The organism is Paraburkholderia phymatum (assembly GCF_040965635.1).
GTDB classification, from domain to species: domain Bacteria; phylum Pseudomonadota; class Gammaproteobacteria; order Burkholderiales; family Burkholderiaceae; genus Paraburkholderia; species Paraburkholderia phymatum_B.
The window spans coordinates 1-25,370 of the sequence record NZ_JBFRCH010000019.1; the positions used below are offsets into that span (position 1 = coordinate 1).

Sequence of the window (25,370 nt, forward strand, 5' to 3'; positions counted from 1 at the left end):
CAAACCTTCCTCAATTTCTTTCTGTGTGAGACTCGATTACTTTTGCCTTCGGCAATTCCGGAAAATCGCCGCGCGCCGTCATCGAGCACCCACATCTGTCGGCTGTTAGTTTTTAAAGAACATTCGCTAAAAGCTGCTGCTTTTTCGCGTCTCCGTCGTTTGGAGAGGCCGAATTATGCGGATCGCCATTCACCGCGTCAAGCACTTCCGCAAATAAATTTTTCCGGGCCAGAATAAGCGGTCGTACGCATATGGCAATTGCATCTGTCAAGAGGCACTCACGAATTCCTTTGGACTCTTTGTGCGTTCTACTCCATTGCGCAATTGACACGTCGGTTCGTCGGCTCGCACGCATCCGACTATTAGGGCTCGCTCACCACACAGTTGTTTAACTAACTTCCGTTGACTAATCTTTTGGCACACACTCGATGAACACAGGCGCACAAGCCGCGCGATCTGAAAAACGAACATCGGGTGTCTGCCACTGTCGATGCGACGAGATATCGAGGGCCATCGTGAGCACATATGACGCCACCACAGAGAACAACGTCTACAGCGAAGCACAGCGCAGAATCGAAGAAGATCTGAAACGACGCGCAGAGGAAAATCAGGCGCGTGTCGACGAAATACGGCAACAGCGCAGCCATCTGTCGCGAGGCCTTACTCCGTTGATCATCGTGGCCGATGGCGACTCGTGGTTCGACTTAATGACGCCCAGTATGTCGCGCAAGAGTTCGTTATCGACGCCTTGTGTCGGGTCGTTATTCACGTCCGCTGCATTCTCCAGCCAGAAGCGGAACTGATCGCCAACCAGATCGCGACTGGGCAAATGAACTGCATCCCACTCCGGACGGATTCGGCAAAATCGCAGCCCGGTTTCGCTCGACATTGCAAAGCATCCCCACATTCAAGAACAGAATCTGATGTCCGATTGCCCGGCTTCACGCACGCATGTGCATCAGCCGCGTGCGACGCCGCATCATTTTTTATCATGTCTTGCATGCGGATTAATCGATTGCGCGGACTCGGTCCGTGGGCAATAGTGAGCCTCTGCCGTCGACGTGCGCGTTCGCGCGTCAGCATCTGGCCCGACCGGGCCGCCTCTGGAGCGTTCAAGTGGAATCGCGGAATCAAGCCGACATCCTCGCCACCTTGATAAAGGAACTGGGAACCGACATCGTGACGCCGGGCATCGACGTCGCGCCGCGCTACTTCACAGGCTACGGCGAAGCATCAGGCAGCCGCCCCCTGGCGCTCGCGCGTCCACGCTCGGTCGACGAGGTGTCGCGCATCATGCGGCTCTGTCATCGCATCGGTGTATCAGTGGTGCCGCAAGGGGGCATCACGGGTCTCGCGGGCGGCGCAGTCCCGCTCGGCGGCGAGATCGTGCTGTCGATGGAGCGCTGCAGCGGCATCGAAGAAATCGACGCGGCGGCCAGCACCGTCACCATCAAGGCTGGAACCGTGCTGCAGACGGTACAGGACGCGGTACGCGCCACCGGCTTCGAGTTAGGGTACGACCTCGGCGCGCGCGGCTCGTGCCAGATCGGCGGCAATCTCGCGACCAACGCCGGCGGGAACCGTGCAATCCGCTTCGGCGTCGTGCGCGATCAGGTTCTCGGACTCGAAGCAGTACTCGCCGACGGAACGATCGTCAGCTCGCTCAACAAGATGCTCAAGAACAACACCGGCTACGACTGGAAGCACCTGTTGATCGGCAGCGAAGGCACGCTCGGTGTGATCACCCGCGCAGTGCTCAAGCTCTATCCCGAGCTTCCTTCGGCTTCGACGTGCCTGTGCGTGGTGCCGGACTATCAGTCGGTAGTCGCGCTCTGGCAGCAGGTCCGCGCGCAATTGCCCGATGCCAGCAGCTTCGAAGTGATGTGGCCGGACTTCTATCGCTACGTGTCGGCGAATACGCCTGGCGTGCAGGCGCCTTTGCCGGCCCAGCAGGCCTTCTACGTGTTGATCGAATGCGCGACGGCCGTCCACGACGCGAAGACGAGCGCAGCTCGCCTCGAAAACTGCCTCGGCGCCTGGCTCGAAGCGGGTCTCGTCAGCGATGCCGTCCTCGCCACTTCGTTGCAGCAGGCACAAGTGCTATGGCTGATCCGCGAAGGCCTCGCGATCGACGAGTTGCCCAATCTGATCAACTACGATGTGAGCCTGCCGATTGGTCTCATCGGCGAGTTTGCCGAGCGCTGCGAGAAGGCACTGATCTCGCGCTGGCCGCAGGTTGTCAGCCTTTACTTCGGACATCTCGGCGACAGCAACGTGCACATCGGCGTATCCCTCGCGGAGCTGCCGGCCGAAGGCGTGCATGCGGTCGATGTCGTCGTGTACGACGTCGTGCGCGCGATGGGCGGCTCGGTCTCTGCCGAACATGGGATCGGTACGCACAAGAAGCCGTTTCTCGGCTATTCGCGCTCGCCGGCTGAACTTGCATTGATGCGCACGCTCAAGGCCGCGCTCGATCCCAAAGGCATACTCAATCCGGGAAAAGTACTGTGAGCCCCTTCGCTGACGAATACGACACGTAGGCCGTTTTCAATCAGCCGTCTGCTTTGCGTATCGATCTTTCCGCAGGCGCATTGCGGTGAAGGCGCGCTTCGCCCAAACCGCGATACACGCGCTCGGTACTGAAACGCAGACGATGCATCGTTTCGAACAGGGCCGCCAGGTCCAGCGGCTTGCGAAAGTAGCCGTCGTAGCGGACGAACGCAGGCGGCGTCAGCTCGCCCGATACGAGGATGAAAATGGCGTCGGCGATCGTCGCGTCGTCGCGCATGCGCTCGCACAACACACCGCCCGACATGCGGGGCATACGCAGATCGGCAATGACGTAATCGACGGTCGACGCATATAGCAATTCGAGCGCCTCGACGCCGTCGGCGGCCGTCAGTACCTCATAGCCCGCCTGTAGAAATGCGCTCGCCCACGCATCGAGCGTAGACGGCTCGTCGTCGACGAGAAGGGCGCGTTCCATCGCAGCAGGCTCCGCGAACACGGAAAGATTCAATCATATGAATAAAGCCCGATCTGTTCAAGGAATGTTCGGGTCACGGAGCGAGAGTCAACGCGCTCCGTGACCTCGCCCGTCAACCGCCGTGATACATCGGATCGAGGGTATCCGACGGATCGCGATGGCCTGACTGCGACCTGGTGAATTCGTCGCCGCCGACGTCGCCCTGGTTCTGGTCGTCCATGCTGCCCTGCTCGTGTCTCATTGTCCCGGTGTGAACGGTTTGAACATGATGAGATACGGGCGCATGGGCCACGGAATAATCGGAGGAGGAGGAGGAGGATGCTGAGCCATAGCCGCCCGCGAAGGACGGAACAGCCAGCGTCGAAGCGCATGCGACCAGCAGCACAGCGAGGGATTTCCCTTTCATGACGACTCCAATAAGCGTGTCGAACATCCGGATGCACCTGGTTCAGGTGCAATGCGCGCGCTATGTTCAACGTTGATGAGACGATCGGCCAGACCATGCCGCGCGCCAACAAAGAGGCTCGAACGAACAACTCGCTTTTCGGAATCCGATCGATATTGCCGACGCCGCAGCGGCAGCACAAAACGGGTCGTCGTTGCGCCCGCATCCACAATTGCACGGCTTATGCCAATGCCGGGATGCGCGTCGTCTAAACGATCCTGAGCGCTTGAAATTAAAGGACATCAACCGCATTTGGGGCTGCTTCCATGCGCTGGTGATGACGGCGTGGTGTCTGACGATAGCCAACGTTTGTCGATCGGCCGTACGCGTGCATCCAACAGACGAAAGCTCGCGTGTTACGTCGAGAAGTCGATGCGGGTCTATCGCTGTGTCGCTGTCCGACCGCGACTAATCATTGTCGGACCCGTCATCGCAAGCACCGCACACTCACGCCTACCATTGAAGGGAAACCACGCCGCGTAGATCAGATCAATGCTCACATTCTCACGGGATGGCCAGCATGATCAGTCAGACAAAAAGCCTTGCCCTAACGGGGCTGCTGATCGGCGGCGCCGTCGTGGCGGCGTGGCTGATCGATCCCGACAGGCATCATCCCTCTGACATGAAAACGGCGGTTGCCGCCAGCGCGCGCGACAACACTTACCTGCCGCTTCACGATGCAACCGCTGACACAGATGCAATCTCGCTCGAACGCCCGCTCGATCCGCGCTTTGCGTCCATATTGCAAGCGGCGCGCGACAGCCTGGGCCGTCACGACCGCGCATCCGCGAAAGTACTGGTCGACGCGATCCTGATGCTGGACAGGAACAATCCGCAGGCACTGGCACTTCAGCGCGAGTTGCAATCGAGCGATGCCGCGCCCGCCGATAACAATAAATCCACCGCAGTGTTGGCGGATGCGCAGCCCGACGCGCAGGCCAGCGCAAACGCAAAGGCCGCAAAGAAGACGCCGGCCCCGCACCGTCATCGACCAAAGACATCACGAGCGAATCCCGCATCGGCGCCCGATGACATGAATCCCGTTCGCGGCGCGCCACCCATTCTCGGCGAAACGGTCGAGCCACCGGCGACGGCGGCCGCCGAGCAGGTCAGTACGGGAGCGGAACGAACAAGCGAGCACATAAAGCCGGCGCACACCGGCTCGCAAGGATCGGATGGTGCAACGGGCGAAGCCGCGCACAGCGGCGACGATCAGTGAATGTGCCGCGACGCTGACGATCAGCCGCGCCCACCGTTTGATTTCCTCTCGGTCCTTGCTGCGTGATGCCAGCGCGGACTTCTCAAGACAGGCGGCGAGCGCATTCCGCCCGCCGCGTTGCCGTCACTGGCCGCCGAAGAAGATCGACTTCGGATGTCCGTCCGTCGTACTGGGCGCGCCCATCTGCATCGAACCATTCGGCGCTACGCCACCGACGGCCGTCCGCTCCATCGGCTGCTGCTCGCCTGTCGATGCCTTCGCTTCGGCTGCCTGGATATCGGCAGGGTATGTTGCTTCGTCGCCGCCCGGACGATAGCCCGCCTGTTCGACGCGTTGCAGATCGTCACGCACCTGAGCGCGCGTGGCCGGCCCTTGATCGGCCTGAGCAAAAGAAAGTGCCGGCGCAGCCAGCGCGCACGAAACGATTACAGCCTGAATCAGTGCTTTCATGATGGTTCACCTGCATGTGAGTCGTTGACCAGCGCCACCTTCGTCACGAAGGCGGCCCCAATGCCCTTCGCCGCAGATTCGCGTGATTCGTCTCTTGTCGGTTTCGGTTCGCAAAGGGTTAACGTCATTGTGTGCAATGAGTGCTGACCTAAGCCTGTCTCTCACATGACAAATGCGTCATCTACCCGATGGGCATGCGTCACGGTTCATCAATCGCGGCGCAAGATGTCGGATTTGTAATGTGCCAGTCACTAATGGGTAAGTGCGCCGCCGCCACACTGCGACCCCATGACATGCCCACGCGTTATCCGCGCATGCGCATGCCGACAGTTCATCGTCCAAAGGAAACCTCATGTGGATCGTCAAGCTGGCCCTGCGGCGGCCCTACACTTTTGTCGTGCTGGCTGTGCTGCTCTTCATCGTCGGGCCGCTCGCGATCCTGCGCACGCCAACCGATATCTTTCCGAACATCGACATTCCCGTCATCAGCATCGTCTGGACGTATACCGGCTTTTCCGCCGAAGACATGGCGCATCGGATCACGTCGAATTACGAGCGCGCGCTCACGAGCGACGTCGACGATATCGAGCACATCGAATCGCAATCGCTGAATGGCGTCTCAGTAGTGAAGGTGTTCTTTCATCCAGGCGCCGATATCAATCGCGCGATCGCCGAAGCCGCGTCGAACTCCGCGTCGATCCTGCGCATCTTGCCGCCGGGTACGCTGCCGCCGAACATCATCACGTATAACGCGTCGACGGTGCCCGTGCTGCAACTGGGCCTTTCGAGCCAGACGCTGCCCGAACAGACGCTCTACGATCTCGGCAACAGCTTCATCCGCACGCAGCTCGCGACCGTTCAGGGCGCCGCCGTGCCGCTGCCGTACGGCGGCAAGATCCGGCAGATCATGGTGCAGCTCGATCCGAAGGCGCTGCAGGCGAAAGGCCTTGCGCCCAGCGACGTCGTCAATGCCGTCAACGCGCAGAACCTGATCCTGCCGGGCGGCACCGCGAAGATCGGCTCGCGCGAGTACAACGTCGAGATGAACGGCAGCACGGGCACAGTCGCCGCGCTCAACGATCTGCCCATCAAGACGGTGAACGGCAGCGTGGTCTATGTGCGCGATGTCGCGCACGTGATCGACGGCTACGCGCCGCAGACGAACATCGTGCGCAGCGACGGCAAGCGCGCGGCGCTCTTGCAGGTCGAAAAGACGGGCAGCGCATCGACGCTCACGATCATCCAGCAGGTCAAGTCGATGCTGCCGAAGATCGCGGCCGGCCTGCCTGGTGCGCTGCACATCACGCCGCTTTCCGATCAGTCCGTGTTCGTGAAGTCCGCGATTTCGGGCGTCGTGCGCGAAGCGCTGATCGCCGCGTGCCTGACGGCCGCGATGATCCTGCTCTTTCTCGGCAGCTGGCGCGCGACGTTGATCATCGCCGTGTCGATTCCGCTTGCCGTGCTCACGTCGCTGATCGCGCTGTCAGCGCGTGGGCAAACGATCAACATCATGACGCTCGGTGGACTGGCGCTCGCGGTCGGCATTCTCGTCGACGACGCGACCGTGGCAATCGAAAACATCACGCATCACCTTGAAAAAGGCGAGCCGCTGCACGACGCGATACTGAACGGGTCCGGCGAAATTGCCGTGCCGACCTTCGTGTCGACGCTCGCGATCTGCATCGTGTTCGTGCCGATGTTTCTGCTCTCTGGCGTCGCGCGCTATCTGTTCGTGCCGATGGCGGAAGCCGTCGTGTTCGCGATGTGCGCGTCGTACTTTTTTTCGCGCACGCTCATTCCAACGCTCGCGATGTACCTGATGCGCGCGCCTTCGAAGAATGGCGATGCCGCGCGCGGCCGCCTTGCGATCTTCGCTCGCTTTCAGGCCCGCTTCGAACACCGCTTTGAAGCGTTGCGCAACGGCTATCGTCGCGTCTTGCAGCGCGCGATGGCGAGCCGCCGCCGCTTCATTCCCGTCTATCTCGCGCTATGCGTGGGATCGCTCGCGCTGATTCCGTTCGCAGGCCGCGACTTCTTCCCTGCCGTCGATACGGGCGAAATCCGTCTGCATCTGCGCGCGCCGACGGGCACGCGCATCGAACAGACGGCGCGCATCACCGATGAAGTCGAAGCAAAGATACGCGCGGTGATCCCGCAGTCGGAACAGGCGGCCGTGCTCGACAACATCGGCGTGCCCGTGAGCGGCATCAATCTGACCTACGACTCGTCGGACCCGATCGGTCCCGAAGACGCCGACATCATGGTGACGCTCAAGCCCGATCACAAGCCAACGGCGCAGTATGTCGCGCAGTTGCGCAACGTGCTGGCCGCATCGTTTCCGGGCGTCACGTTCGCGTTCCTGCCCGCCGACATCGTCAGCCAGATCCTGAACTTCGGCCTGCCCGCGCCCATCGACGTGCAGATCGTGGGCAACAAGCTCGCGCAGAATCGCGTCGTCGCGGACAAGCTGCTCGCGCAGATGCGCAGCGTGCGCGGTCTCGTCGACGCGCGCATCCAGCAGCCCGGCGACGAACCGACCATCGACGTCGACGTCGATCGCACGAAGGCCATGCAAGCAGGGCTCACGCAAAAGGACGTCGCGCAGAATCTGCTGATCGCGCTGTCCGGCAGCTCGCAGACGACGCCGAATTTCTGGCTCGATCCGAAGAACGGCGTCAGCTATCCATTGATGACGGAAGTGCCGCAGTACGACATTCATTCGCTGCAAACGCTCGCCAATATTCCGTTGACGACGAACCAGGTTGGCGTCAATCCGCAGAATGAGCTCGGCACGCTCGGCACGATGTCGCGCAGCTCGCAACAGGCCGTCGTATCGCACTACAACGTGCAGCCCGTGCTCGACATTTTCGCGTCGACGCAAGGGCGCGATCTGGGCGGTGTCGCCGCGGACGTGACCAAGCTCGTCGATGCGGCGCGCGCCCAGTTGCCGCCCGGCTCGTCGATCGTGATTCGCGGACAGGTGCAGTCGATGAACGAGTCGTTTGCCGGCCTCGGCGCGGGCCTCGTGTTCGCGGTCGCGCTCGTCTATCTGCTGATGGTCGTGAATTTCCAGTCGTGGCTCGATCCGCTCATCATCGTCAGCGGGTTGCCGGGGTCGCTCGCGGGCATCGCGTGGATGCTGTTCGCCACGCATACGACGCTCAGCGTTCCGGCGTTGACGGGCACGATCCTGTGCATCGGCATCGCGACGGCCAACAGCATTCTCGTCATCAACACCGCGCGCGAGTCGCTCGCCGCCGGCATGGAGCCGCTCGCCGCCGCGCTCGACGCGGGCTTCAACCGCTTTCGCCCCGTGCTCATGACGGCGCTTGCGATGCTGGTCGGCATGCTGCCGATGGCGCTCGGGCTCGGCGACGGCGGCGAACAGAATGCGCCGCTCGGCCGCGCGGTGATCGGCGGCCTCGCGATCGGTACGCTGTCGACGTTGATGTTCGTGCCCGTCGTCTTCGGAATGGTGCATGCGTGGCTAGCAAAGCGCCGCGCCCGCGCCGACGCGAAGCGCGCCGACGTGACCACACACGCTCAATAAGGACATGCCAATGACCACGCCCAATCTGCCGACGGAGCACGATCCGTCCACCGGCACGGACCTCGCGCTCGCCGATTCTGTTGGCGCGCAGCAGCCCGCCACCGCCAGCAAGCGCGCGCGTTTCATCTTGCCCGTCGCACTCGCGGCCATCGCGGCTGCCCTGCTCGCGATCGGCATCGTGCCGCGCCTGCACGCGAGCACGGCGCTCACGGATCAGGTGAACGCGCAGCGCTACCTGACCGTCGTTGCGGTGACGCCGACGCGCGCACCCGCATCGCAAGAACTGCTGCTGCCGGGCTCCGTGATGCCCTATGCCGACGCGTCGATCTACGCGCGCACGAGCGGCTATATTCAGCACTGGGATGCGGACATCGGCGCGAAGGTGAAGGCGGGGCAAACGCTCGCGGACATCCAGACGCCCGAGCTCGACGCGCAGCTTCAACAGGCGCGCGCCGACGAGGCGAACGCAAGGGCGAACTACCGCTTTGCGAGCAGCACCGCGCAGCGCTGGCAGACGATGCTGCAAACGCAGTCGGTCTCGCAGCAGGACGCCGATGCGAAGACGAGTGACAGCGCGGCGAAGCTCGCCGCGTGGCAGGCTGCGCAGGCCAATGTGGCGCGGCTCTCCGAGATGGTGTCGTACGAGAAAGTAACGGCGCCTTTCGACGGCGTGATCACCGCGCGCAACGTGAACGTCGGCGCGCTGGTGACGGCGGGCGGATCGCCGGGTCTTGCGGCCAACGCGGGCGAGCTCTTTCACATCGAGCAGACGGACCGCTTGCGCGTCTACATCGACGTGCCGCAAAACGACGCAAGCAGCGTGTCGCCGGGAACGAAGGTCTATCTGACGACGCAGCAATATCCCGGCCGCCGCTTCGATGCGATCGTCGCGCGCAGCGCCAATTCGATCGATCCCGTGAGCCGCACGTTGCGCGTCGAAGTGGACGTCGACAACCGCGATGGCGCGTTGCTTCCGGGTGCGTATGCGCAGGTTCATCTCGCGCTGCAAACGGCGCATCCGGCGCTCGAACTGCCCGTGAGCGCCCTGCTCTTCCGGCCCGGTGGCGTCACGGTCGCCGTGATCTGCAACGGCGACAAGGTGCGGTTGAAGACGGTGACGATCGGTAGAGATTTCGGCACTTACGTCGAAGTGGCGTCGGGGCTCGAAGCAAGCGACCGCGTGATCGACAATCCCGGCGACGCGATCAGCAGCGGCGAAACCGTGCGTGTCTCGACGACTCCGACCACGCCAAGCGCGGCTGCGAAGTCCCAGCAGCATGGTTGAGTGCGAAGTGAGGCTGATCATGTTCAATGTCCGCGCATCGTTTTTCCGCAAGGCGCTCGTCATCGGCATCGCATGCGTGTTGAGCGCGTGCTCGACCTTGCCGCACTATTCGCAGCCGCAAACGGCCGTGCCCGATCACTATGCAAGCACGCCGCAAGCTGCGTCCGGCTGGACCGTCGCCGCGCCCGCCGATGCGCAGCCGCGCGGCCCATGGTGGACGCTTTACGGCGACGACGAACTGAATCGCCTCGAAGCACAGGTCGACGTGTCGAATCAGACCGTGCGCAAGGCCGTCGCGCAACTGCAAGCGGCGCGCGCGATGGTCGACTATCAACGCGCGGGCTACGCGCCTGTCGTAACGGCGGGCTCCGCGCAATCGCGGGCGCGCACGTCGCAGAACGTGGTGGGCAAGTCGCTCGCGGGCAAGACGGTGCCCGACTATTCGGTCGGCGTCGCGGCAAGCTGGGAGCCCGATCTGTTTGGCCGCGTGAAGGATGCGACAGTCAATGCGCGCGACAACGCGCAGGCGAGCGAAGCGGATCTGCAATCGGTGCGCCTGTCGGTCGCGACCGATCTCGCGATCGACTATTTCGACCTGCGTTCGCTTGATCGCCAGAAGAAGCTGCTCGACGATACTGTGACGGCCTACGCCGCCGCGCTGCAGATCGTGCAGCAGCAACTGAAGGACGGCGCGATCGATGCGTCCGCCGTCGCCCAGGCGCAAACGCAGCTCGAAAGCACGCGTACGCAGGACAGCGATATCGACGTGCAGCGCGCGCAGCTTCGGCATGCGATTGCGACGCTGATCGGCAAGCCCGCTTCATCGTTTTCGCTGCCGCCGAAAGTGGAGAACGTCGCGTTGCCGCAGATTCCAACGGGCGTGCCGTCGCAACTGCTCGAGCGCCGCCCCGATATCGCCGCCGCCGAACGGCGTGTCGCCGCGGCGAATGCGCAGGTCGGCGAAGCGCATGCGGCGTTCTATCCGGATTTGACGCTGTCCGCGGCGGCCGGACTCGAAAGCACGTACTTCGCGCCGTGGTTCACCGCGCCAAGCCTTTTCTGGTCGCTTGGCGCGCAGATCACAGGGACGCTCTTCGACGGCGGCCGCCGCACGGCCGTTCTGAGGAACGCGACCGCGCAATATGACGGCGCAGTCGCCGATTACCGGGAAGCGGTGCTGGTCGCGTTCCAGCAGGTCGAAGACAACCTGGCCGCGCTCGATACGCTCGCGAATGAAGCGGACAGCCAGCAACGCGCGACATCGGCGGCGGAGCTTTCGCTGAAGCTGACGACCAACCGCTATCAGGCAGGCGCCGTCAGCTATCTCGACGTCGTCACCGCGCAAACCATCGCGCTTACCAACGAGCGCACGGCGGATCAGATCGACGCGCGGCGAGTCGACGCAAGCGTGCAGTTGCTGAAGGCGCTAGGCGGCGGATGGGATCGCGCGACGTTGACGGATACGCAAGCGTCCGAATGACGAAGCGACGGGAAGGCGAACTGCCGTCTCGCGCTTCGTCGCCGTTGCTTCATGCGCCCTCTTCCAGCGCGATATCGTCGTGCTTGACGGGCGCTGTGAACGAATCGGATGCGAACTGGGCAGCAAGAAAATCGACAAGCGCTCGCACGTTCGGCGCGAGATTGCGGCGGCTACCGTATGCAATCGACAGTCCCGTCGAAGGCAAAGTCGTGTCCGGTAGCACCTGCATCAGCGTACGGCCGTCGATGTCCTCCGCAACGATGGGCGCCGGCAGCAACGCAATGCCCATCCCCTCGAGCGCCATGCGCCGCAGCATGTCGCTGCTGTTCGCGCGGATGTGCGTGGCGCGCGGTGCGTTTGCGTCGAGCCATTGGCGCGCGGGATCGTGTTCGGCGGCCGATGCGCCGTCTTCATGCGAAAGCATCACGAGGCGGTCGAGGTCCGCCAGGTGTCTGATGCGGCCGGCGCTCGCGAGATAGCGCGGCGAAGCGACGAGCATCGTCCGCGAACGCGCGACCACGCGCACCACGACGGACCCGGGATGCGGATAGTGGTCGCTCGTCAGGGCCGCATCGAAGCGCCCTTCCACCAGGCTGATGGGACCATCTGCATAAATCACCTGCGGCACGACGAGCGGATAGCGCGCTGTGTACGCGCCCAACAGCATCGCCAGATGACCTGCGCCGACCGTGCCCTGCACCGCAACGCGCAGCGTGCCCGACGGCACGCCTGTCGCGGCCAGCAACCCGCCCTCGACGTCGTCGATATCCGCAACGATCGAACGCACGCGGTCCAGAAACAACCGGCCCGCTTCCGTGAGCGTGACACGGCGCGTCGTCCGTTGCAGCAGGCGAGCGTCCAGACGCTCTTCGAGCGAAGCCACGCTGCGCGTCGCGACCGCGCTGGATACGTTCATCTGGTCCGCTGCGCTCGTAAAACTGCCAAGCTCCGCGACCTTTACAAACATCCTGAGTGACTGCAGATAGTCCATCATTGCCGCTTCTGTGAAGTCGTTTGCCCTTAGGAAAACGAGAGTCAGACATTCGGTGTTGAACTGTACAAAGATACGGCGCACGGATAAAGCGCCTGCGATTGAATTGACTGTTCAGGCCGCTCCTACAATTTGATGCGCTGAAATATCGGTGGGACGCTGAAGTTCGTTGCAGCGAGTCACTTGATTAGCAAGACAACTGTTCGTCAGCGAAAGCGCTTCGTCATCTGAGGGCTTTGCGTATCTTGCGCATCCCCGTCACCGTGGTTTCGACCACGTCCGGTCCGATCCGGGCGCGCAGGCGCCTTGCGAGACATGCGCTGGCGTCGGCGATCGATTTTTCCAGCGCCTTGGCCGAGCGCGTCGGATAGATGCCCCATTCGCGCCCGTCAGATGTTCCCTGCCGGCGCTCGACCAGCTTCTTTTCGGAAAGGCTGTCGACAAGGCGCGTAGCCGTAGGGCGCGCGATGCCCAGTTTGTCGGCGATTTCACTGCCAAGACATCCCGGCGACGCCAGCACGACGCGCAAGACGAAACCTTGCGCGGGCGTCAGTCCAAATTCTGCATAGACGGGTGCCCATTCCCGCTCGACGAGACGGGCCAGCGCGGAGGCATTGAAATAAAGGCATTGATCGAACATGGCATCCATTCGATCATGCTTCGATTAGCAAGACAACTATATAGACGCGTTGAGGCGCCTCGCCGGATGATCTGTCGAATAGTGCGCCGCTTCCGTTCCCGCGACGCGCCGTGCGCCGATGATGCAACTCTGGTCATGGACGACGCGATATCCTGGCGGACAGGCGCGACGTTTGCTACTTCCGCGGAACCTCCAGTTGTCGTAAATTGGGGGCGTTGTGTGTAGCAGCAATGAGTCGCATCCCCGAACTCGCAACCCGTGATGTTCGCAGACATGACAAAGCTACCCGTCTACGCCAGCCTCGCCTATATGATCTGCGGTGCGCCCGCCGCGTACGCGCAAACGCCGTCGCCGCTTGGCGAGTGGCAATATTCCGCAGGCATTCCGCTCGAAAAGATGTACCAGCCAAGCCGCCCCGACTGGGAGGTCAGGCTCGGTCTCGGTTCGACTCTCGAACCTCGCTACGATGGATCGGACCGCTATCACACGCTGGTCGGCCCGAGCATCGACATCCGGTACAAGGATCTCGCCTTCCTGTCGACGGGCGAAGGCGTGGGCGTCAACGTGCTGCAAGGGGACAACTGGCGCGTCAGCATTGCGGCCGTCTACGACCTGGGCCGGCGCGCACACGATGACCCGTCGCGGCTCGACGGAATGGGCAACATCAATCCTGCGCCCGAAGTCAAGCTGGCTGGGGAGTATGTGATTTCCAAGGAATTCCCTCTCGTTTTTCGCGGCACCGTGACGCGCAGTTTTGGCGGCTCGAACGGATGGGTCGCCGACCTCGGCGCGTACATGCCGCTGCCGGGTAGTTCAGAGAATTTCTTCTGGTTTGCGGGGCCATCCGTCACGTTCGCCGATTCGAAGTATATGAATAGCTGGTTTGGCGTGAATGCCGCGCAGGCGGCTGCCTCTCGATACGCGCAGTACGACGCAAGCGCGGGACTTAAGTCGGCGGGATTCGGCGTGACACTGATCTGGTTCGTCGACAAGCATTGGTTCGTCACCGCCGACGGCGCAATCAAGCGGCTGCTCGGCAGCGCGGCGGGCAGCCCGATTACGCAGTCGAAGACCAACGGCGTGTGCGACGTGTCGATTAACTACCAATTTTGATATGAATGACGATGCGGGTTGGGTCTGAGGGGGTTTTGTCGACTTCCTTTCCTGGTGGTCCTTATTATTTTCGTATTTGGCGCGGTTTGAATGCTTAACGAGCTTTTGCCGAAGCAGGTGGATAAGGGAGTAGCGACTGTTTGTCACATCTATGTTTCGGTCTCCACTGAGATCAGGCGCAATCCAATCGGGACGAGTGGGTGTCGGCTGAGCAAGCCTAGCGAGGTTTGAGGTGATCTATTTATGGTAAATACGGCACATGGCGAATGTCCCCATTTGGGGCGATGAATTTCCTCGGTACGGATGCTGGGAAAGTCACGATTACGCAATCGTCCCCATCTAGGGTGGCAATGAGAACGAGATTGCTCGAATGGGCGCGGCTTTCGGGGTGTGGGTATGTCGCAACTGCCTGATTTTTGGAAGTTTTCGGGGTAGATCGTCCAATGTCCCCTGTTGGGGTGCTTCGTGCCGCCCCGCTAACGTAGAGTCCTGTTGTCCCCAGTTAGGGTGGATCGGATCAGCAGACTAAGAAATTATTAGACGGTTATTTACGATAAATAGATGCGAGCAGAAAGCGCGTTCGGCTGAAAAATGAGGAATTCGTTTTTCCGTTCAGATAGTTAGCGCCGATCTCTTGCGAAGTTTCTAGCTTTCGGGAAACGGCCCTGATGTCCCTCGCCTGGGTTGAGATCGGCGGTTTCTCAACTGAAGCAGCAACAAACTCTGCGGAGTTGTCCCCGCCTAGGGTGTCTTGAGGTTTGTATACCGTTTGGTAAACAACGTTTACAGCGTTTACAGTGCTCAATCCCTTACCGGACAAGCATTTGAGGGGCTTTATGTCTCCGTTTGGGGTGGCTGACGTCCCTCGTCGGGGTGTCATTTTCAGCGAAACGTCCCCGTCCGGGGCGTCGCGCGTCCCCATTCGAGGTGGAATTGTCCCCGTCTGCGGTGGATTCGTCGAAAACGCGATCGATCTGTTCAAAACGCGCAGACGAAATCGCACAAATCGAAAAATGCGTGTTTTCACATGTCCCAGACGGTGATTGCAAGCTGGGGTCATTTGGCGCACAATCCCGCCATGCCCAAATCTTTGCCGAGTGAGGTTCGTAGCGAGAGTGTCAAAAAGCACGTCGCCGCAATTCATACGAGCGGCGAACTTTCGTTGCTGGAGCGAAAGCTTTCCAACGTGCTGCTGCTGCACTCGTACGACAATCTCCTGACCACGAGAACGCACCGCCTTCCGGTGCGGACGCTCATGCTCGTGCTCGGGTGGACGGAAAGCGAAAATACCGAGAAGCTGCGCGAGGCATTGCGGCAGCTCGCCACCACGGCTGTCGAGTTCAACGTCATGGACGACGGACGGGAGCGCTGGAGCGTGATGCCCATTTTGTCCTTCGCCGAAATCCGCGCAGGCGTGTGCTCGTATCGCTACGACGAGGCGCTAGCCGAAAAACTCTACGATCCGTCAATTTACGCTACCGTCAATCTCGGGGTGCAGCGCAAGTTTTCGAAGTCGCACGCGCTGACGCTCTACGAGAATTGCCTTCGTTTTCAGAAGGTTGGCTCGACTGGCTGGATCGAACTGCCGGTGCTGAGGAAGCTTCTTGGTGCGACCCAGGAGTACTACGACGATTTCCGCCGGCTGAACAGCAAGGTCATTCAGAAGGCCGTGAAGGAAATCAACGACGTTTCGGACATCAACGTCGAGGTCGAATATCAACGGCTTGGCCGTTCAGTGACGGGAGTGAAATTTCTCATTCGTCAAGGCGCTCAGCAGTCGCTTCTGACGCCGGAGACCGAAGACGAGTTCGCACACGTACGCGATACCGAGATTTATCGGAAACTTCGCGCGCACGGAATTGGCGACAAGCTCGCGCTCAGCTTTGTGATCGAAGACGAAGAGCGCGCCCGACTCGTCGTTCAACTCGCTGAAGACAAGGACCGCAAAGGTCAGATCAAGCGGTCGACGGCTGGCTTTATTCGCACGCTGATAGAAAACAAGGCGGACGTTTCTGAGCCGGAGTACGAAAAAGAAAAGCGCGAAAAGGCACAGAAGCAGGCCGCTGCGGCCCGCTCCCGGACGCTGGATGCACGCATCCAGGAACTACGTATCGATTTCGATCGTCTCCAGTGCGCGGCAGCCGTCAAGGGGTTGACGCAGGATGAGAAGCGGACGTTCGCGCGGCAGTTCGTCGAGGGCGATGGCGCCAAGTACGCGCGCGAGTTCCGACCCGATAGTCCTGGACTCTTCTCGGGTTCCGTCGGCCGCGTGAACTTTGCGTCATGGCTGAGAAATCGCGTGCGGCCTGAGTTCGACGCTGACAAGTTCGACGTGTGGCTTTCTCAAAATCACCAGGACATTGCGTCGCAACGGAATTCCTGAAAATCACGTTTTTCCGTTGAATTGATGGCTTTCTGTCGAGCCATCTGATATAAGCTGACTGCATTGTCTTCCGCGGATCAGCTAATGAACATTACCATTCAAGACATCGTCGATCAGGCCGCTCGCGCGACTGACATCGTCTCGCAGGTTCGGGGCCGCATGCTGGCGCCGAACGCCCGCAAAATCCCGCCTGTTTTTAACGCTTCACAACTGGCTGTACTGTGTGAAGTCGACAAGAGCCAAATCACCTATCGCGCGTCAAAGGGCGATCTTCCGCCCGGCACGGTGAATGCCACGGGTTCGCGGCGCGAATTCTCGTTGCCGGAAGCGCGAGAATGGGTTCGGGCCTATCGCAACAACGCGCTGCGTCCGGACAGCGCGCCGGCGATGACCGTCGCGATCGGTAACTTCAAAGGCGGCGTGAGCAAGACGACCACGGCGATGACGCTCGCGCAAGGACTGAGCTTGCGCGGACACCGCGTTCTTGTGATCGACACCGACCCGCAAGGTTCGCTGACCACGTTGTTCGGAATTCTGCCGGACACGGAGGTCGAAGAAGATTCGACGATCACTGCCCTTGCAACGGGCGATCAAAGCAGTATCGAGTACGCGATCCGCGAGACGTACTGGGACGGAATCGATCTCGTCCCGGCTTCGTCGTCGCTGTTCAACGTGGAATTCATTTTGCCGAGTCGCCAGATGAAGGAGCCCGACTTCGAGTTCTGGAATGTGCTCAACACCAGTCTCGAGCAGGCGCGCCGCAACTACGACGTCATCATCATCGATACGCCGCCCGCGCTGAGCTACGGCACGGTCAACGCGTTTATGGCCGCGGACGGCCTGATTGTTCCGACACCGCCGAATGCGCTCGACTTCGCCAGCTCGGCACAGTTCTGGACGCTGTTCAGCGATCTCGCCTCGAATCTGACCGCGGAGACGAACACCGACAAGTCATTCGAGTTCATTCATGTGCTGCTCTCACGGGTCGACCCTGCGGATGCGGCGGCGGGCGTCGTGCGCGAGTGGATTTCCGCGACGTATGCGGAAAAAGTACTGCCCGTCGAGATTCCGAAGACGGCTGTGACGGCGGCAAGCTCGGCAGAGTTCGGGACCGTGTACGACATCTCGCGATACGACGGCAATGCGAAGACGTATCGCCGGGCGCGAGAGGCCTATGACCGGGTGACCGAAATCGTCGAGCAATCCATTGTGGCCTTTTGGGCAAAGTCGAAATAAGGGAGGGTTAAATGTCGATCAAGGACAGGCTTGCAAAAAAGACTGGTGATCTGATGGTGCCCGCGCCGGCTTCTCCGGAAGGGGGGCGCGGCGCTTCTCCTCGCACGGCGCCCGGTCAGATGCTCGCGTTTCGTAGCGCGATGCGCGAGAGTTCCGATCGCGTCTCACAGCTGGAGGCGCAGCTCAAAGACTACGACGGAACGGTACCGATTCGCGCGCTCGACCCTACGACGATTCAGGCGTCGAAATGGGCGAATCGCCGGGACTTCGGCGATGAGAGCTTTGCCGAGCTGAAGTCGCTTATCGCGGAAGCGGGCGGCAATACGCAACCGATCAAGGTTCGGCCGGCCGCTGATGGCGATGGATACGAGATCGTGTTCGGTCATCGGCGCCATCGCGCATGTCTGGAACTGGGGCTGCCGGTCAATGCGATCGTCGATCGGGAAATCACCGAACAAGGCCAGTTCGTCCAGATGGATCAGGAAAATCGGGCTCGCAAGAACCTGAGTCCGTGGGAACAGGGCGTCTGGTACAAGCGCGCGCTGGATGACAAGTTGTGGCCGTCGCAGAACGCAATGGCGAAGGCTTGCGGGCTGTCGCAAGGGAATATTTCGAGTGCGCTGCTGGTGGCTGAGTTGCCGGATGAGGTCGTCGCTGCATTTCCTTCGCCGCACGATATTCAGTTTCAGGGTGCCCGGAAGTTGGCCGGCGCGGTCAAGATGGCTCGCGATGAGGTCGTGCAGCGGGCGATCGAGCTTGCGGAAGATCCCACGAGAACGGCACCGGAAGTGTTGACTGCGCTGTTGGGTGCAACTCGTCCTGCGGCATCAGCTCGAAAGGAAGAGGACGTCGGCATTGAGCGAAAGGGTGATTTGCTCGTGATCCGGCTGCGCGCAAGTGGTGTTCCGCAAGATCGAGTTGAGGAACTTCGACAGTTGATTACCGGGTTTCTCGAGGACGTGCAGTCGTCGGGGAATTAAGGTGTGTGAAGGCGCCTGTCGTCGTGTGCGGCAGGTGCAGTTGGATTCTTCGAAGAATTCTTGAGTCGACGGTGGTTGGTCCGACGCCGCTCCGATTCGAAGTGGTCGCGTGGTTTTCCTTGCCTCGGTCGATACCGACCGGCCCTCTCGTATTAGATCCCCCATCTCTTTCCCGCCGCCGTGGGAGTTGCTGCAATCGCAGCTTTTTGCTCGCCCACCATTCCAGGCTTCGATCTCGTTGCGCGGTACACCTGTTGCGTCGATCTAAGGTGCGGTGTGTCGTTTTTCTTTTATTGATAATTGGGGCTGTCGCTGTGATGTCAGTGGGTCACCGCCACGGTTATTTACGGTAAATAAGATGATGTCCGTGACTCCGCGTCGCGGCGTGTCAGTGACGGGGCCGGGCGCCTATCGCGGACCTGGGGCCATTCTTTCAAGTCCGCTATTTACGGTAAATAGATGGAGGCGTGACGAGCCGACGACGGAATGGTTCAACCGGCTATTTACCGTAAATAACCGGTCGCGCGAGCGCTCACCTACTGCCGATGTAGCGCTTGGGGTGAACTCGACTGCCTGTACTCCAATGGCGCTTCCCGTCACGATGAGGCCGGTTTCGAGCTAAAGCGTCGCTCCGTATGTGCGACCGCTGCGGAAGCTGAACTGAGGTTAGCCACGAGCGGCGCGTTAGCCACAACATCTCAGATTAACTACGGGCAGCCAGAGTTTATTGTCGAAGAAGGAACGTGCGGCTCCTGGTGCCATGAGTCGATGCGGAGCGATGAAACCGAATTTGGCACGCTCATCATCGATTCGCGGCGCCGGGTGCTTGTCGACCGAGAGCTGCGCCGGCGACCAGGAAAGCGCCGAGCGCGAATATGTGATTCGGCGTGCGCCGACGTTCCATCACTCGATCAAATGTAAGAGCAGTACGAGCCATACCAACTGGCGATACAACCGCTGGGCGTGCATTGCGAAACTCTGCAGCGCGGACGTCCGTATGTCGACGATGCATCGTCGATGCTCCGTCGATGCCGGAACAGGAGTCTGTGCGATTGACACGAAGCTGTCCCGCGGATTGGCACGACGAATCCATTCCGCCCGTTAAACCCAAAAAGCCGATTCGATGTCGACGGCGCTCCGATGACTTTTGACTTCTCGCCACATTCGCCGACGCGCAGCAAAATCAACGAACGCCCCGAGATTTCTGAAATCGCCGCTAAGCAAGCGAACAGTGGGAGATGCGCGCCGCCGCATTGGGCCCGTCTGTGGCTCGCGACAACGACCGACGACGCAGAGGCGCTTTGCCGAAGGTTCAGCGAGTCTTCTCACATGACCGAACGCAGCCAGTTAACCTGGCGATCTGGCGTCGGCTCGCTAGAACGGACACGCGAGGCAAAGCACACGCTGGCGCGTGATCCGATCGGCAGCACGCACGCCGAACGACCACTGCTCGAAGGACGACACACGACACACGCTACACACAACCGCGAATCGAAGCCCCAAAACTGACAAGCGCAAAAGTAGATAACGCACCTGGTATCGGTCGACAGAAGCAACACCTATGCGCCGAGCACAATCATGCGTGAAAGCCGTAGATGGACCAAGCTCGCACTGAAAGCGCCAGCGATTTAACGAACAGCTTGCCGTCGGACTGCACCAGAATGCGATAAATCTTGGGGTCAACATCTCGGGAATCGTAAGTTATACAGATTAATTTTTCGCAAACGGCCTCACAGTGGACCCAAGAGCTTTCCAGCCGATGCGTTCTAGCAGTGGCACATCACCCGGGAGAAGCGTCAACCCGCGAAAAGCCACCGCGCCGCCACAACCCTAAAACACCACTCAACGCTGAAAATCTTTAATCAGCAAGCACTTGCCACAGAATCCGTGAAACAACCTTAAGAAAATCGTCCAAGCGAAGAAACCATTACAATGCAATGACTTAGCCGACCGAACGCGGTATGTTTCACGACATTTCGGCTCCAGCACGAGATATTTTGCGTCAAATGCCAGCTTCGTTGGTTTTCGAATGCAAACCCACTGATGCGTAGCTTTTGATACGTAACCTGTCGTGTCTGCTACACATTTCCGGCAACTCGCCAGTCGCGCTTGGCCTCTGGCGTCCGAAAGCGCAGAAAATCTGCCCAAAACCTATCGCAACAGCACTAACTGCGGCACCGCATCGCTGCCGCACCAGACGACAGCGTTTTGCCCGAACAGCATCCCAAGCGTCTTGGCGTCCTCGATCGACACTCGCAGTACCAGAAAGCTCGGCTCGCCGGGCCAGCCGTTGGTCGGATGCTCGCCAATGCCATCGATGAACGTCAATCCACGCTGCGAGAGCTCGCGGGCGAGCGCATGCTGCCGGCTAACGTTGGCGGCATCGCTGAGCACCTGACTGAACGGATTGCACGCGGTAATGAACGCGCTGCTCCGCACGGCATGCGCGTCGTGAATTGCAGCCAGCGACGCGTTGGATTCGCCGATCTTCAGCGTCGCCGGCATGGAACCGTGTACGCAATAGTGCGTCTCCAGATAGGCCTGGATCGTCGCGCGGGGAATCTGGGAGTGGGAAAACAAACAACCTCCGCTGAACGAGAGTCGACGCCGCGTTGCACCGGGGAGCCACATCCGCTTTCGCAACCCACCGTGCGCGGGCAGGACGGATGGGCGCGGACGTCGACCCATGCGTCGTGATGAGGCGGCAGTACAGCACGCCGGTTAATCTAGTGTCAACGCATCGAAGAGCCGACGCTGACGGTGGCGATCCATTCAACGCCGCCGTGAGCGCGAGCATCTGCTGTGCGTCCCGAATACCAATGAACCGACAAGCCAGTCCAATGAACAAGGTATCCGAACTCAAGCATGCGAAGCGTCGCGCGACGCTTTTGCTTTTGGTCGCCACAGCCGTCTTTGTCACGACCGCGTTCATGCGCGCGAGCATGTGGGTCGACGGCATCAAGGCCGTGGCGGAAGCGGCGATGGTAGGCGCTCTGGCCGACTGGTTCGCCGTTGTCGCGTTGTTCCGGCGCGTGCCGATTCCAGGCGTCGCTGCGCACACGGCCATCATTCCGCAGAACAAGGACAAGATCGCCGATAATCTCGCGCTCTTCGTGCGCGAGAAGTTTCTGGACGAATCGTCGATTGTCGGTTTGATCCGCAAGCACGATCCGGCGCACAGCATCACGAACTGGCTCTGCGTCGACGCGAATACGCAGCGCCTCGGCGACTACGTGGTGAAGCTGACGACGGGCATACTCGAATTGCTCGACGACGCGCGCATCCAACGTTTCATCAAGGACGCGCTCGACGCGATGCTCGACAGAATCGATCTGTCGAAGGCAACGGGCGCGATTCTCGATACGTTGACGCGCGATGGCCGGCACCAGCAACTGCTCGATGATGGCATCGAGCATCTGATGGCGCTGCTTCGAGAGCCGGGCGTTCGCGCTTTCATCGCAGAGCAGATCGTCGACTGGTTCAAGCGCGAGTATCCGACGTGGGAAAAGCTGATGCCGTCCGAGTGGCTCGGCGAGAGCGGCGCGAATGTCGTCGCGCAGGCGGTGAACAACATGTTGCTGCGCGTGGGCGAAGACCCTGAACACAAATTGCGCCGCAAGTTCGACGAAGCGGCCGCACGCCTGATCGCCAGGCTGAAGTCCGATCCCGTCTTTCTGCAGAAGGGCGAGGAGATCAAGAGCTATGTGAAGGACAGCGAGAATCTCGCGCTATACGTCCGCGACTTGTGGGGCCAGTTGCGCGACTGGCTGCGCGTCGATCTCGAGCGCGGCGACTCAGTGCTGCACGCGAAAGTGGCCGCGATGGGGCAATGGATCGGCCGCGAGCTTGCGAACGACGAAGCGTTGCGCCGTTCGCTGAACCAGCACATGGAAGAAGCGGCGCGCGCAATGGCGCCGGATTTTGCCGGCTATCTGACGCGCCACATCAGCGACACCGTGAAGAACTGGGATTCGCGCGACATGTCTGAGCAGATCGAATTGAACATCGGCAAGGACCTGCAATACATTCGCATCAACGGGACGATCGTAGGCGGCTGCATCGGCCTGCTGCTCTACGCGAGCTCGCAGATTTTCGCGCTCATGCGTCTGCACGCGTGGTAACGCGTGCTTGCGGCGTTACTGCGAGTTTGCCGGCTTCTTCTTCTGTTGCGCGCATTCCTGCGTGAAGAGCATGCTCGCCTGGTCCGGCGTCATCGCCGCGCCGCTGTAGACCCGGTCGATCACCGCACCGACCGCCTGACGATCAGACGCGTCCTTGTAGTACTTCTGCGCCTGGTCCAGCGCCTGCGCCCTGGTCTTCTTGTGCAGGCGCCATGAGGCGACCTGACCGGCGATATCGCCGATCGCGAAACACTGATCGGCGACCGTCTGCGCGCACGCCTGCATCGACGGTTGCACGAGGCCTATGGCGAGCGCCGCCGTGAGTACTGCTCGTTTCATTGCCGGGTCCTGTTATCCGATGGGCGATAGTATAAAGACGGGTGAACGGGTCATGCGCTGTGGCGCACGCCCCGCTGATCCCTATCGTCTTCATCCGCACAGGTTGCCAATGCCGCTCAATCCCTCGTCGCCGCTCGCCAGGCTGATCGACGGTCCGATCCGTCCCGGCAGGATCGTCTGGATAGGTTTGCGCACGCGGCGAAAAGTCGCGATGACGGTAGTCGAAACGGCGCTGATCGACGCGGATAAGGGCCTCGTCGGCGACCACTACGCGAGCCGTGGCGGCGAGCGGCAGGTCACGCTGATTCAGGCAGAGAGTCTGCGCAGCATCGCGAGTCATCTGGCGCGCAGCGACGTTGCCGCGAGCGACTTGCGGCGCAACATCGTGACGGAAGGCATCAACCTGATGGCGCTGAAAGACCGGCAATTCCGGATCGGCGGCGCCGTGCTGCAAGCGACGGGCGAGTGTCACCCGTGTTCCCGGATGGAAGACGTGCTGGGTGCAGGCGGCTACAACGCCGTGCGCGGATTCGGCGGCATTACGGCTCGCGTCGTGAAGGGTGGGGAGATCCGGATCGGCGATGCGATCGAAGCGCTGCCCGTAGCGTTGCACGCGGCGGGCTAGCGCCGCCGCGATACGACGTCGCTGCGGGCAACACCGGCGTGGACGGCCGGGCCACTGTCACGCGATGTCACTCACTTCTTCGTGTTGTCGAAGAGGCTGCGATATTGTCCGTAACCTTCCTCTTCGAGACGCGATACAGGAATGAAGCGCAGCGACGCGGAGTTGATGCAGTAGCGCAGTCCGCCCGTTTCACGCGGACCGTCTGGAAAAACGTGGCCGAGGTGACTGTCGCCATGTTTGGAGCGCACTTCCGTGCGAATCATTCCATGACTGCTGTCGCGCAACTCGAGGACGTGTTCGTCTTCGAGCGGCCTCGTGAAGCTCGGCCAGCCGCAGCCGCTGTCGAATTTATCGAGCGACGTGAAGAGTGGCTCGCCCGACACGACGTCGACATACAAGCCCACTTCCTTGCTGTCCCAGAACTCGTTGAAAAAGGGGCGCTCCGTCCCGCTCTCCTGCGTCACGCGACGCTGCTCAGGCGTGAGACGGTCCAATGCTTCCGGAGTTTTTGTGTACGTGGGCATGTGTGAATCTCTCCTTGATTTGCAGGGCAGCGCCGCTTGCATCTACCGCTCTTGACGGGCATGACGGGCGTGAGGAAGCCTGCCGGCGCGACCGGCGACGGCCACTAGCGCTCGTGTATATGGGCACTGCCAATACGTTCAAGCATACGCAAATGTCAGCGTGCTTGCAGTGGGCGCGTCATTCACCGCCGCCATCCTTGCCGTCGATAGAAGAGCGATACGACAATAGGCGCGTCGGCGCAAAGGACGCGCATCGAGCAAACCCACTGATTCGAGCATGAAGAAAACCAGCCCTGCCACAAAGCCCAAAACGAAATCCACCGCGAAGCCCACCGCCAAAAAGGCGCGTGCTGCCGCAAAGAAGGCCGCGCGTCCGAAGAAGTCACAGCCGCTCGACGCCGTCATCGGTGCCGATGGCCTCGCTCGTCCGCCGTGGGCCGCTGTCGATTCGATGCTCAAGCACTACTACGACACCGAGTGGGGCATGCCCGTGCGGGACGAGCGCGGGCTGTTCGAACGGTTGAGCCTCGAGGCATTCCAGTCCGGCCTTTCGTGGGCAACGATTCTGCGCAAGCGCGAGGCCTTCCGGGAGGCTTTCGGCAACTTCGATCCCGACGTGGTGGCCGCATTCGACGAGAACGACGTCGAACGCTTGATGGCCGACGAGCGGATCATCCGCAATCGCGCGAAGATTCTGGCGACGATCACGAACGCGGCGGCGACCGTCCGCTTGCGCGCGGAGGGCGGACTCGTCGCGCTGATCTGGTCGTTTCAGCCGCACGCGACGCCCGCCCCGCGAACGATCGCGGATATTCCCACGACATCGGCCGAATCGGTCGCGTTGAGCAAGGCATTGCGCAAGCGCGGCTTCGTCTTCGTCGGACCGACGACGATGCATGCGTTGATGGAAGCGACAGGCGTCATCGACACGCATCTCGTCGACAGCCATCGGCGCGGCAGCTCAGGCGTCTGGCCGCGCGATTGAGCGCTGCGTGTGCGACAT

At 61.0% G+C, this 25,370-nt stretch carries 24 protein-coding genes; 16 read left to right on the forward strand and 8 right to left on the reverse strand.

Annotation, left to right across the window (positions count from 1 at the left end; all coding sequences use genetic code 11):
• The 3 genes from AB4Y32_RS26160 to AB4Y32_RS26170 all read left to right on the forward strand — a co-directional run.
• A partial coding sequence (locus AB4Y32_RS26160; RefSeq protein WP_368724138.1) for a hypothetical protein occupies window positions 1-237 on the forward strand: 237 nt, incomplete at its 5' end.
• A 278-nt stretch (window positions 238-515) separates the two neighbouring features.
• Window positions 516-803, forward strand: coding sequence for a hypothetical protein (locus tag AB4Y32_RS26165; RefSeq protein ID WP_368724139.1), 288 nt, complete (start codon window positions 516-518; stop codon window positions 801-803).
• 313 nt (window positions 804-1,116) lie between these two features.
• On the forward strand, window positions 1,117-2,511 hold the full coding sequence (locus tag AB4Y32_RS26170; protein ID WP_368724140.1) for an FAD-binding oxidoreductase: 1,395 nt from the start codon (window positions 1,117-1,119) through the stop codon (window positions 2,509-2,511).
• Between the two features lie 40 nt (window positions 2,512-2,551).
• Here the strand turns inward: AB4Y32_RS26170 and AB4Y32_RS26175 are convergent, their stop codons facing one another.
• Both AB4Y32_RS26175 and AB4Y32_RS26180 read right to left on the reverse strand, forming a co-directional pair.
• On the reverse strand, window positions 2,552-2,986 hold the full coding sequence (locus AB4Y32_RS26175) for a response regulator (RefSeq protein ID WP_368724141.1): 435 nt from the start codon (window positions 2,984-2,986) through the stop codon (window positions 2,552-2,554).
• A 112-nt stretch (window positions 2,987-3,098) separates the two neighbouring features.
• Window positions 3,099-3,419 carry a hypothetical protein gene (locus tag AB4Y32_RS26180; protein WP_368724142.1) on the reverse strand — a complete coding sequence of 107 codons (321 nt, stop codon included), beginning with the start codon at window positions 3,417-3,419 and terminating at the stop codon, window positions 3,099-3,101.
• A gap of 35 nt (window positions 3,420-3,454) precedes the next feature.
• On the opposite strand from AB4Y32_RS26180, the gene AB4Y32_RS26185 reads away from it, so the two are divergent.
• Together AB4Y32_RS26185 and AB4Y32_RS26190 are read left to right on the forward strand one after the other, a co-directional pair.
• Window positions 3,455-3,643, forward strand: coding sequence for a hypothetical protein (locus tag AB4Y32_RS26185; protein WP_368724143.1), 189 nt, complete (start codon window positions 3,455-3,457; stop codon window positions 3,641-3,643).
• 308 nt (window positions 3,644-3,951) lie between these two features.
• Window positions 3,952-4,650, forward strand: coding sequence for a hypothetical protein (locus tag AB4Y32_RS26190; RefSeq protein WP_368724144.1), 699 nt, complete (start codon window positions 3,952-3,954; stop codon window positions 4,648-4,650).
• Window positions 4,651-4,773: 123 nt separating this feature from the next.
• On the opposite strand, the gene AB4Y32_RS26195 is transcribed toward AB4Y32_RS26190, so the two are convergent.
• Window positions 4,774-5,100 (reverse strand): DUF4148 domain-containing protein, encoded by a 327-nt coding sequence (locus AB4Y32_RS26195; RefSeq protein WP_368724145.1) that lies wholly within the window; start codon window positions 5,098-5,100, stop codon window positions 4,774-4,776.
• A 352-nt stretch (window positions 5,101-5,452) separates the two neighbouring features.
• Between AB4Y32_RS26195 and AB4Y32_RS26200 the strand changes: the two genes are divergently transcribed.
• The 3 genes from AB4Y32_RS26200 to AB4Y32_RS26210 are packed head-to-tail and all read left to right on the forward strand — an operon-like array spanning window position 5,453 to window position 11,415.
• Window positions 5,453-8,650 (forward strand): efflux RND transporter permease subunit, encoded by a 3,198-nt coding sequence (locus AB4Y32_RS26200; RefSeq protein WP_368724146.1) that lies wholly within the window; start codon window positions 5,453-5,455, stop codon window positions 8,648-8,650.
• Window positions 8,651-8,660: 10 nt separating this feature from the next.
• Entirely contained in the window at window positions 8,661-9,935 is a 1,275-nt protein-coding gene (locus AB4Y32_RS26205; protein WP_368724147.1) for an efflux RND transporter periplasmic adaptor subunit, read from the forward strand.
• Window positions 9,936-9,954: 19 nt separating this feature from the next.
• Complete coding sequence (locus AB4Y32_RS26210) at window positions 9,955-11,415, forward strand: efflux transporter outer membrane subunit (RefSeq protein WP_368724148.1); 1,461 nt, start codon at window positions 9,955-9,957, stop codon at window positions 11,413-11,415.
• Between the two features lie 49 nt (window positions 11,416-11,464).
• On the opposite strand, the gene AB4Y32_RS26215 is transcribed toward AB4Y32_RS26210, so the two are convergent.
• The gene (locus AB4Y32_RS26215; protein WP_368724149.1) at window positions 11,465-12,409 is read right to left on the reverse strand and encodes a LysR family transcriptional regulator; all 945 of its coding nucleotides are present in this window, start codon (window positions 12,407-12,409) and stop codon (window positions 11,465-11,467) included.
• Window positions 12,410-12,629: 220 nt separating this feature from the next.
• Window positions 12,630-13,046 carry a MarR family winged helix-turn-helix transcriptional regulator gene (locus tag AB4Y32_RS26220; protein WP_368724263.1) on the reverse strand — a complete coding sequence of 139 codons (417 nt, stop codon included), beginning with the start codon at window positions 13,044-13,046 and terminating at the stop codon, window positions 12,630-12,632.
• 273 nt (window positions 13,047-13,319) lie between these two features.
• Between AB4Y32_RS26220 and AB4Y32_RS26225 the strand changes: the two genes are divergently transcribed.
• From AB4Y32_RS26225 to AB4Y32_RS26245, 5 genes are all read left to right on the forward strand, one after another.
• Window positions 13,320-14,159, forward strand: a complete 840-nt coding sequence (locus AB4Y32_RS26225) for a MipA/OmpV family protein (protein WP_368724150.1) — start codon at window positions 13,320-13,322, stop codon at window positions 14,157-14,159.
• A 1,027-nt stretch (window positions 14,160-15,186) separates the two neighbouring features.
• Complete coding sequence (locus tag AB4Y32_RS26230; protein ID WP_368724151.1) at window positions 15,187-16,542, forward strand: replication initiation protein; 1,356 nt, start codon at window positions 15,187-15,189, stop codon at window positions 16,540-16,542.
• 84 nt (window positions 16,543-16,626) lie between these two features.
• Window positions 16,627-17,778 (forward strand): ParA family protein, encoded by a 1,152-nt coding sequence (locus tag AB4Y32_RS26235; RefSeq protein WP_368724152.1) that lies wholly within the window; start codon window positions 16,627-16,629, stop codon window positions 17,776-17,778.
• Between the two features lie 11 nt (window positions 17,779-17,789).
• The gene (locus AB4Y32_RS26240) at window positions 17,790-18,758 is read left to right on the forward strand and encodes a ParB/RepB/Spo0J family partition protein (protein WP_368724153.1); all 969 of its coding nucleotides are present in this window, start codon (window positions 17,790-17,792) and stop codon (window positions 18,756-18,758) included.
• A 1,140-nt stretch (window positions 18,759-19,898) separates the two neighbouring features.
• Window positions 19,899-20,267 (forward strand): hypothetical protein, encoded by a 369-nt coding sequence (locus AB4Y32_RS26245; protein ID WP_368724154.1) that lies wholly within the window; start codon window positions 19,899-19,901, stop codon window positions 20,265-20,267.
• A gap of 642 nt (window positions 20,268-20,909) precedes the next feature.
• Here the strand turns inward: AB4Y32_RS26245 and AB4Y32_RS26250 are convergent.
• Window positions 20,910-21,338, reverse strand: a complete 429-nt coding sequence (locus tag AB4Y32_RS26250) for a DUF3293 domain-containing protein (RefSeq protein ID WP_368724264.1) — start codon at window positions 21,336-21,338, stop codon at window positions 20,910-20,912.
• A 260-nt stretch (window positions 21,339-21,598) separates the two neighbouring features.
• Here AB4Y32_RS26250 and AB4Y32_RS26255 point away from each other — a divergent pair, with 260 nt between their 5' ends.
• Complete coding sequence (locus AB4Y32_RS26255) at window positions 21,599-22,879, forward strand: DUF445 domain-containing protein (RefSeq protein ID WP_368724155.1); 1,281 nt, start codon at window positions 21,599-21,601, stop codon at window positions 22,877-22,879.
• 15 nt (window positions 22,880-22,894) lie between these two features.
• Here AB4Y32_RS26255 and AB4Y32_RS26260 read toward each other — a convergent pair whose 3' ends face one another.
• Window positions 22,895-23,218, reverse strand: a complete 324-nt coding sequence (locus AB4Y32_RS26260; RefSeq protein ID WP_368724156.1) for a hypothetical protein — start codon at window positions 23,216-23,218, stop codon at window positions 22,895-22,897.
• A 109-nt stretch (window positions 23,219-23,327) separates the two neighbouring features.
• On the opposite strand from AB4Y32_RS26260, the gene AB4Y32_RS26265 reads away from it, so the two are divergent.
• A complete protein-coding gene (locus tag AB4Y32_RS26265) occupies window positions 23,328-23,843 on the forward strand; it encodes an MOSC domain-containing protein (protein WP_368724157.1) in 516 nt (171 codons plus the stop codon).
• Window positions 23,844-23,914: 71 nt separating this feature from the next.
• Here AB4Y32_RS26265 and msrB read toward each other — a convergent pair whose 3' ends face one another.
• Complete coding sequence (msrB, locus tag AB4Y32_RS26270; RefSeq protein WP_368724158.1) at window positions 23,915-24,367, reverse strand: peptide-methionine (R)-S-oxide reductase MsrB; 453 nt, start codon at window positions 24,365-24,367, stop codon at window positions 23,915-23,917.
• A gap of 277 nt (window positions 24,368-24,644) precedes the next feature.
• Here msrB and AB4Y32_RS26275 point away from each other — a divergent pair, with 277 nt between their 5' ends.
• Window positions 24,645-25,352 (forward strand): DNA-3-methyladenine glycosylase I, encoded by a 708-nt coding sequence (locus tag AB4Y32_RS26275; protein ID WP_368724159.1) that lies wholly within the window; start codon window positions 24,645-24,647, stop codon window positions 25,350-25,352.
• Window positions 25,353-25,370: the final 18 nt, after the last annotated feature.

Bases quoted from the DNA above. Each gene is read 5' to 3' on its own strand.
- AB4Y32_RS26175 (WP_368724141.1), bottom strand. From the start codon at position 2,986: ATGGAACGCGCCCTTCTCGTCGACGACGAGCCGTCTACGCTCGATGCG.
- AB4Y32_RS26180 (WP_368724142.1), bottom strand. From the start codon at position 3,419: ATGTTCGACACGCTTATTGGAGTCGTCATGAAAGGGAAATCCCTCGCT.
- AB4Y32_RS26185 (WP_368724143.1), top strand. From the start codon at position 3,455: ATGTTCAACGTTGATGAGACGATCGGCCAGACCATGCCGCGCGCCAAC.
- AB4Y32_RS26190 (WP_368724144.1), top strand. From the start codon at position 3,952: ATGATCAGTCAGACAAAAAGCCTTGCCCTAACGGGGCTGCTGATCGGC.
- AB4Y32_RS26195 (WP_368724145.1), bottom strand. From the start codon at position 5,100: ATGAAAGCACTGATTCAGGCTGTAATCGTTTCGTGCGCGCTGGCTGCG.
- AB4Y32_RS26200 (WP_368724146.1), top strand. From the start codon at position 5,453: ATGTGGATCGTCAAGCTGGCCCTGCGGCGGCCCTACACTTTTGTCGTG.
- AB4Y32_RS26205 (WP_368724147.1), top strand. From the start codon at position 8,661: ATGACCACGCCCAATCTGCCGACGGAGCACGATCCGTCCACCGGCACG.
- AB4Y32_RS26210 (WP_368724148.1), top strand. From the start codon at position 9,955: ATGTTCAATGTCCGCGCATCGTTTTTCCGCAAGGCGCTCGTCATCGGC.
- AB4Y32_RS26215 (WP_368724149.1), bottom strand. From the start codon at position 12,409: ATGATGGACTATCTGCAGTCACTCAGGATGTTTGTAAAGGTCGCGGAG.
- AB4Y32_RS26220 (WP_368724263.1), bottom strand. From the start codon at position 13,046: ATGTTCGATCAATGCCTTTATTTCAATGCCTCCGCGCTGGCCCGTCTC.
- AB4Y32_RS26225 (WP_368724150.1), top strand. From the start codon at position 13,320: ATGACAAAGCTACCCGTCTACGCCAGCCTCGCCTATATGATCTGCGGT.
- AB4Y32_RS26230 (WP_368724151.1), top strand. From the start codon at position 15,187: ATGTCCCAGACGGTGATTGCAAGCTGGGGTCATTTGGCGCACAATCCC.
- AB4Y32_RS26235 (WP_368724152.1), top strand. From the start codon at position 16,627: ATGAACATTACCATTCAAGACATCGTCGATCAGGCCGCTCGCGCGACT.
- AB4Y32_RS26240 (WP_368724153.1), top strand. From the start codon at position 17,790: ATGTCGATCAAGGACAGGCTTGCAAAAAAGACTGGTGATCTGATGGTG.
- AB4Y32_RS26245 (WP_368724154.1), top strand. From the start codon at position 19,899: ATGACTTTTGACTTCTCGCCACATTCGCCGACGCGCAGCAAAATCAAC.
- AB4Y32_RS26255 (WP_368724155.1), top strand. From the start codon at position 21,599: ATGAACAAGGTATCCGAACTCAAGCATGCGAAGCGTCGCGCGACGCTT.
- AB4Y32_RS26260 (WP_368724156.1), bottom strand. From the start codon at position 23,218: ATGAAACGAGCAGTACTCACGGCGGCGCTCGCCATAGGCCTCGTGCAA.
- AB4Y32_RS26265 (WP_368724157.1), top strand. From the start codon at position 23,328: ATGCCGCTCAATCCCTCGTCGCCGCTCGCCAGGCTGATCGACGGTCCG.
- msrB (WP_368724158.1), bottom strand. From the start codon at position 24,367: ATGCCCACGTACACAAAAACTCCGGAAGCATTGGACCGTCTCACGCCT.
- AB4Y32_RS26275 (WP_368724159.1), top strand. From the start codon at position 24,645: ATGAAGAAAACCAGCCCTGCCACAAAGCCCAAAACGAAATCCACCGCG.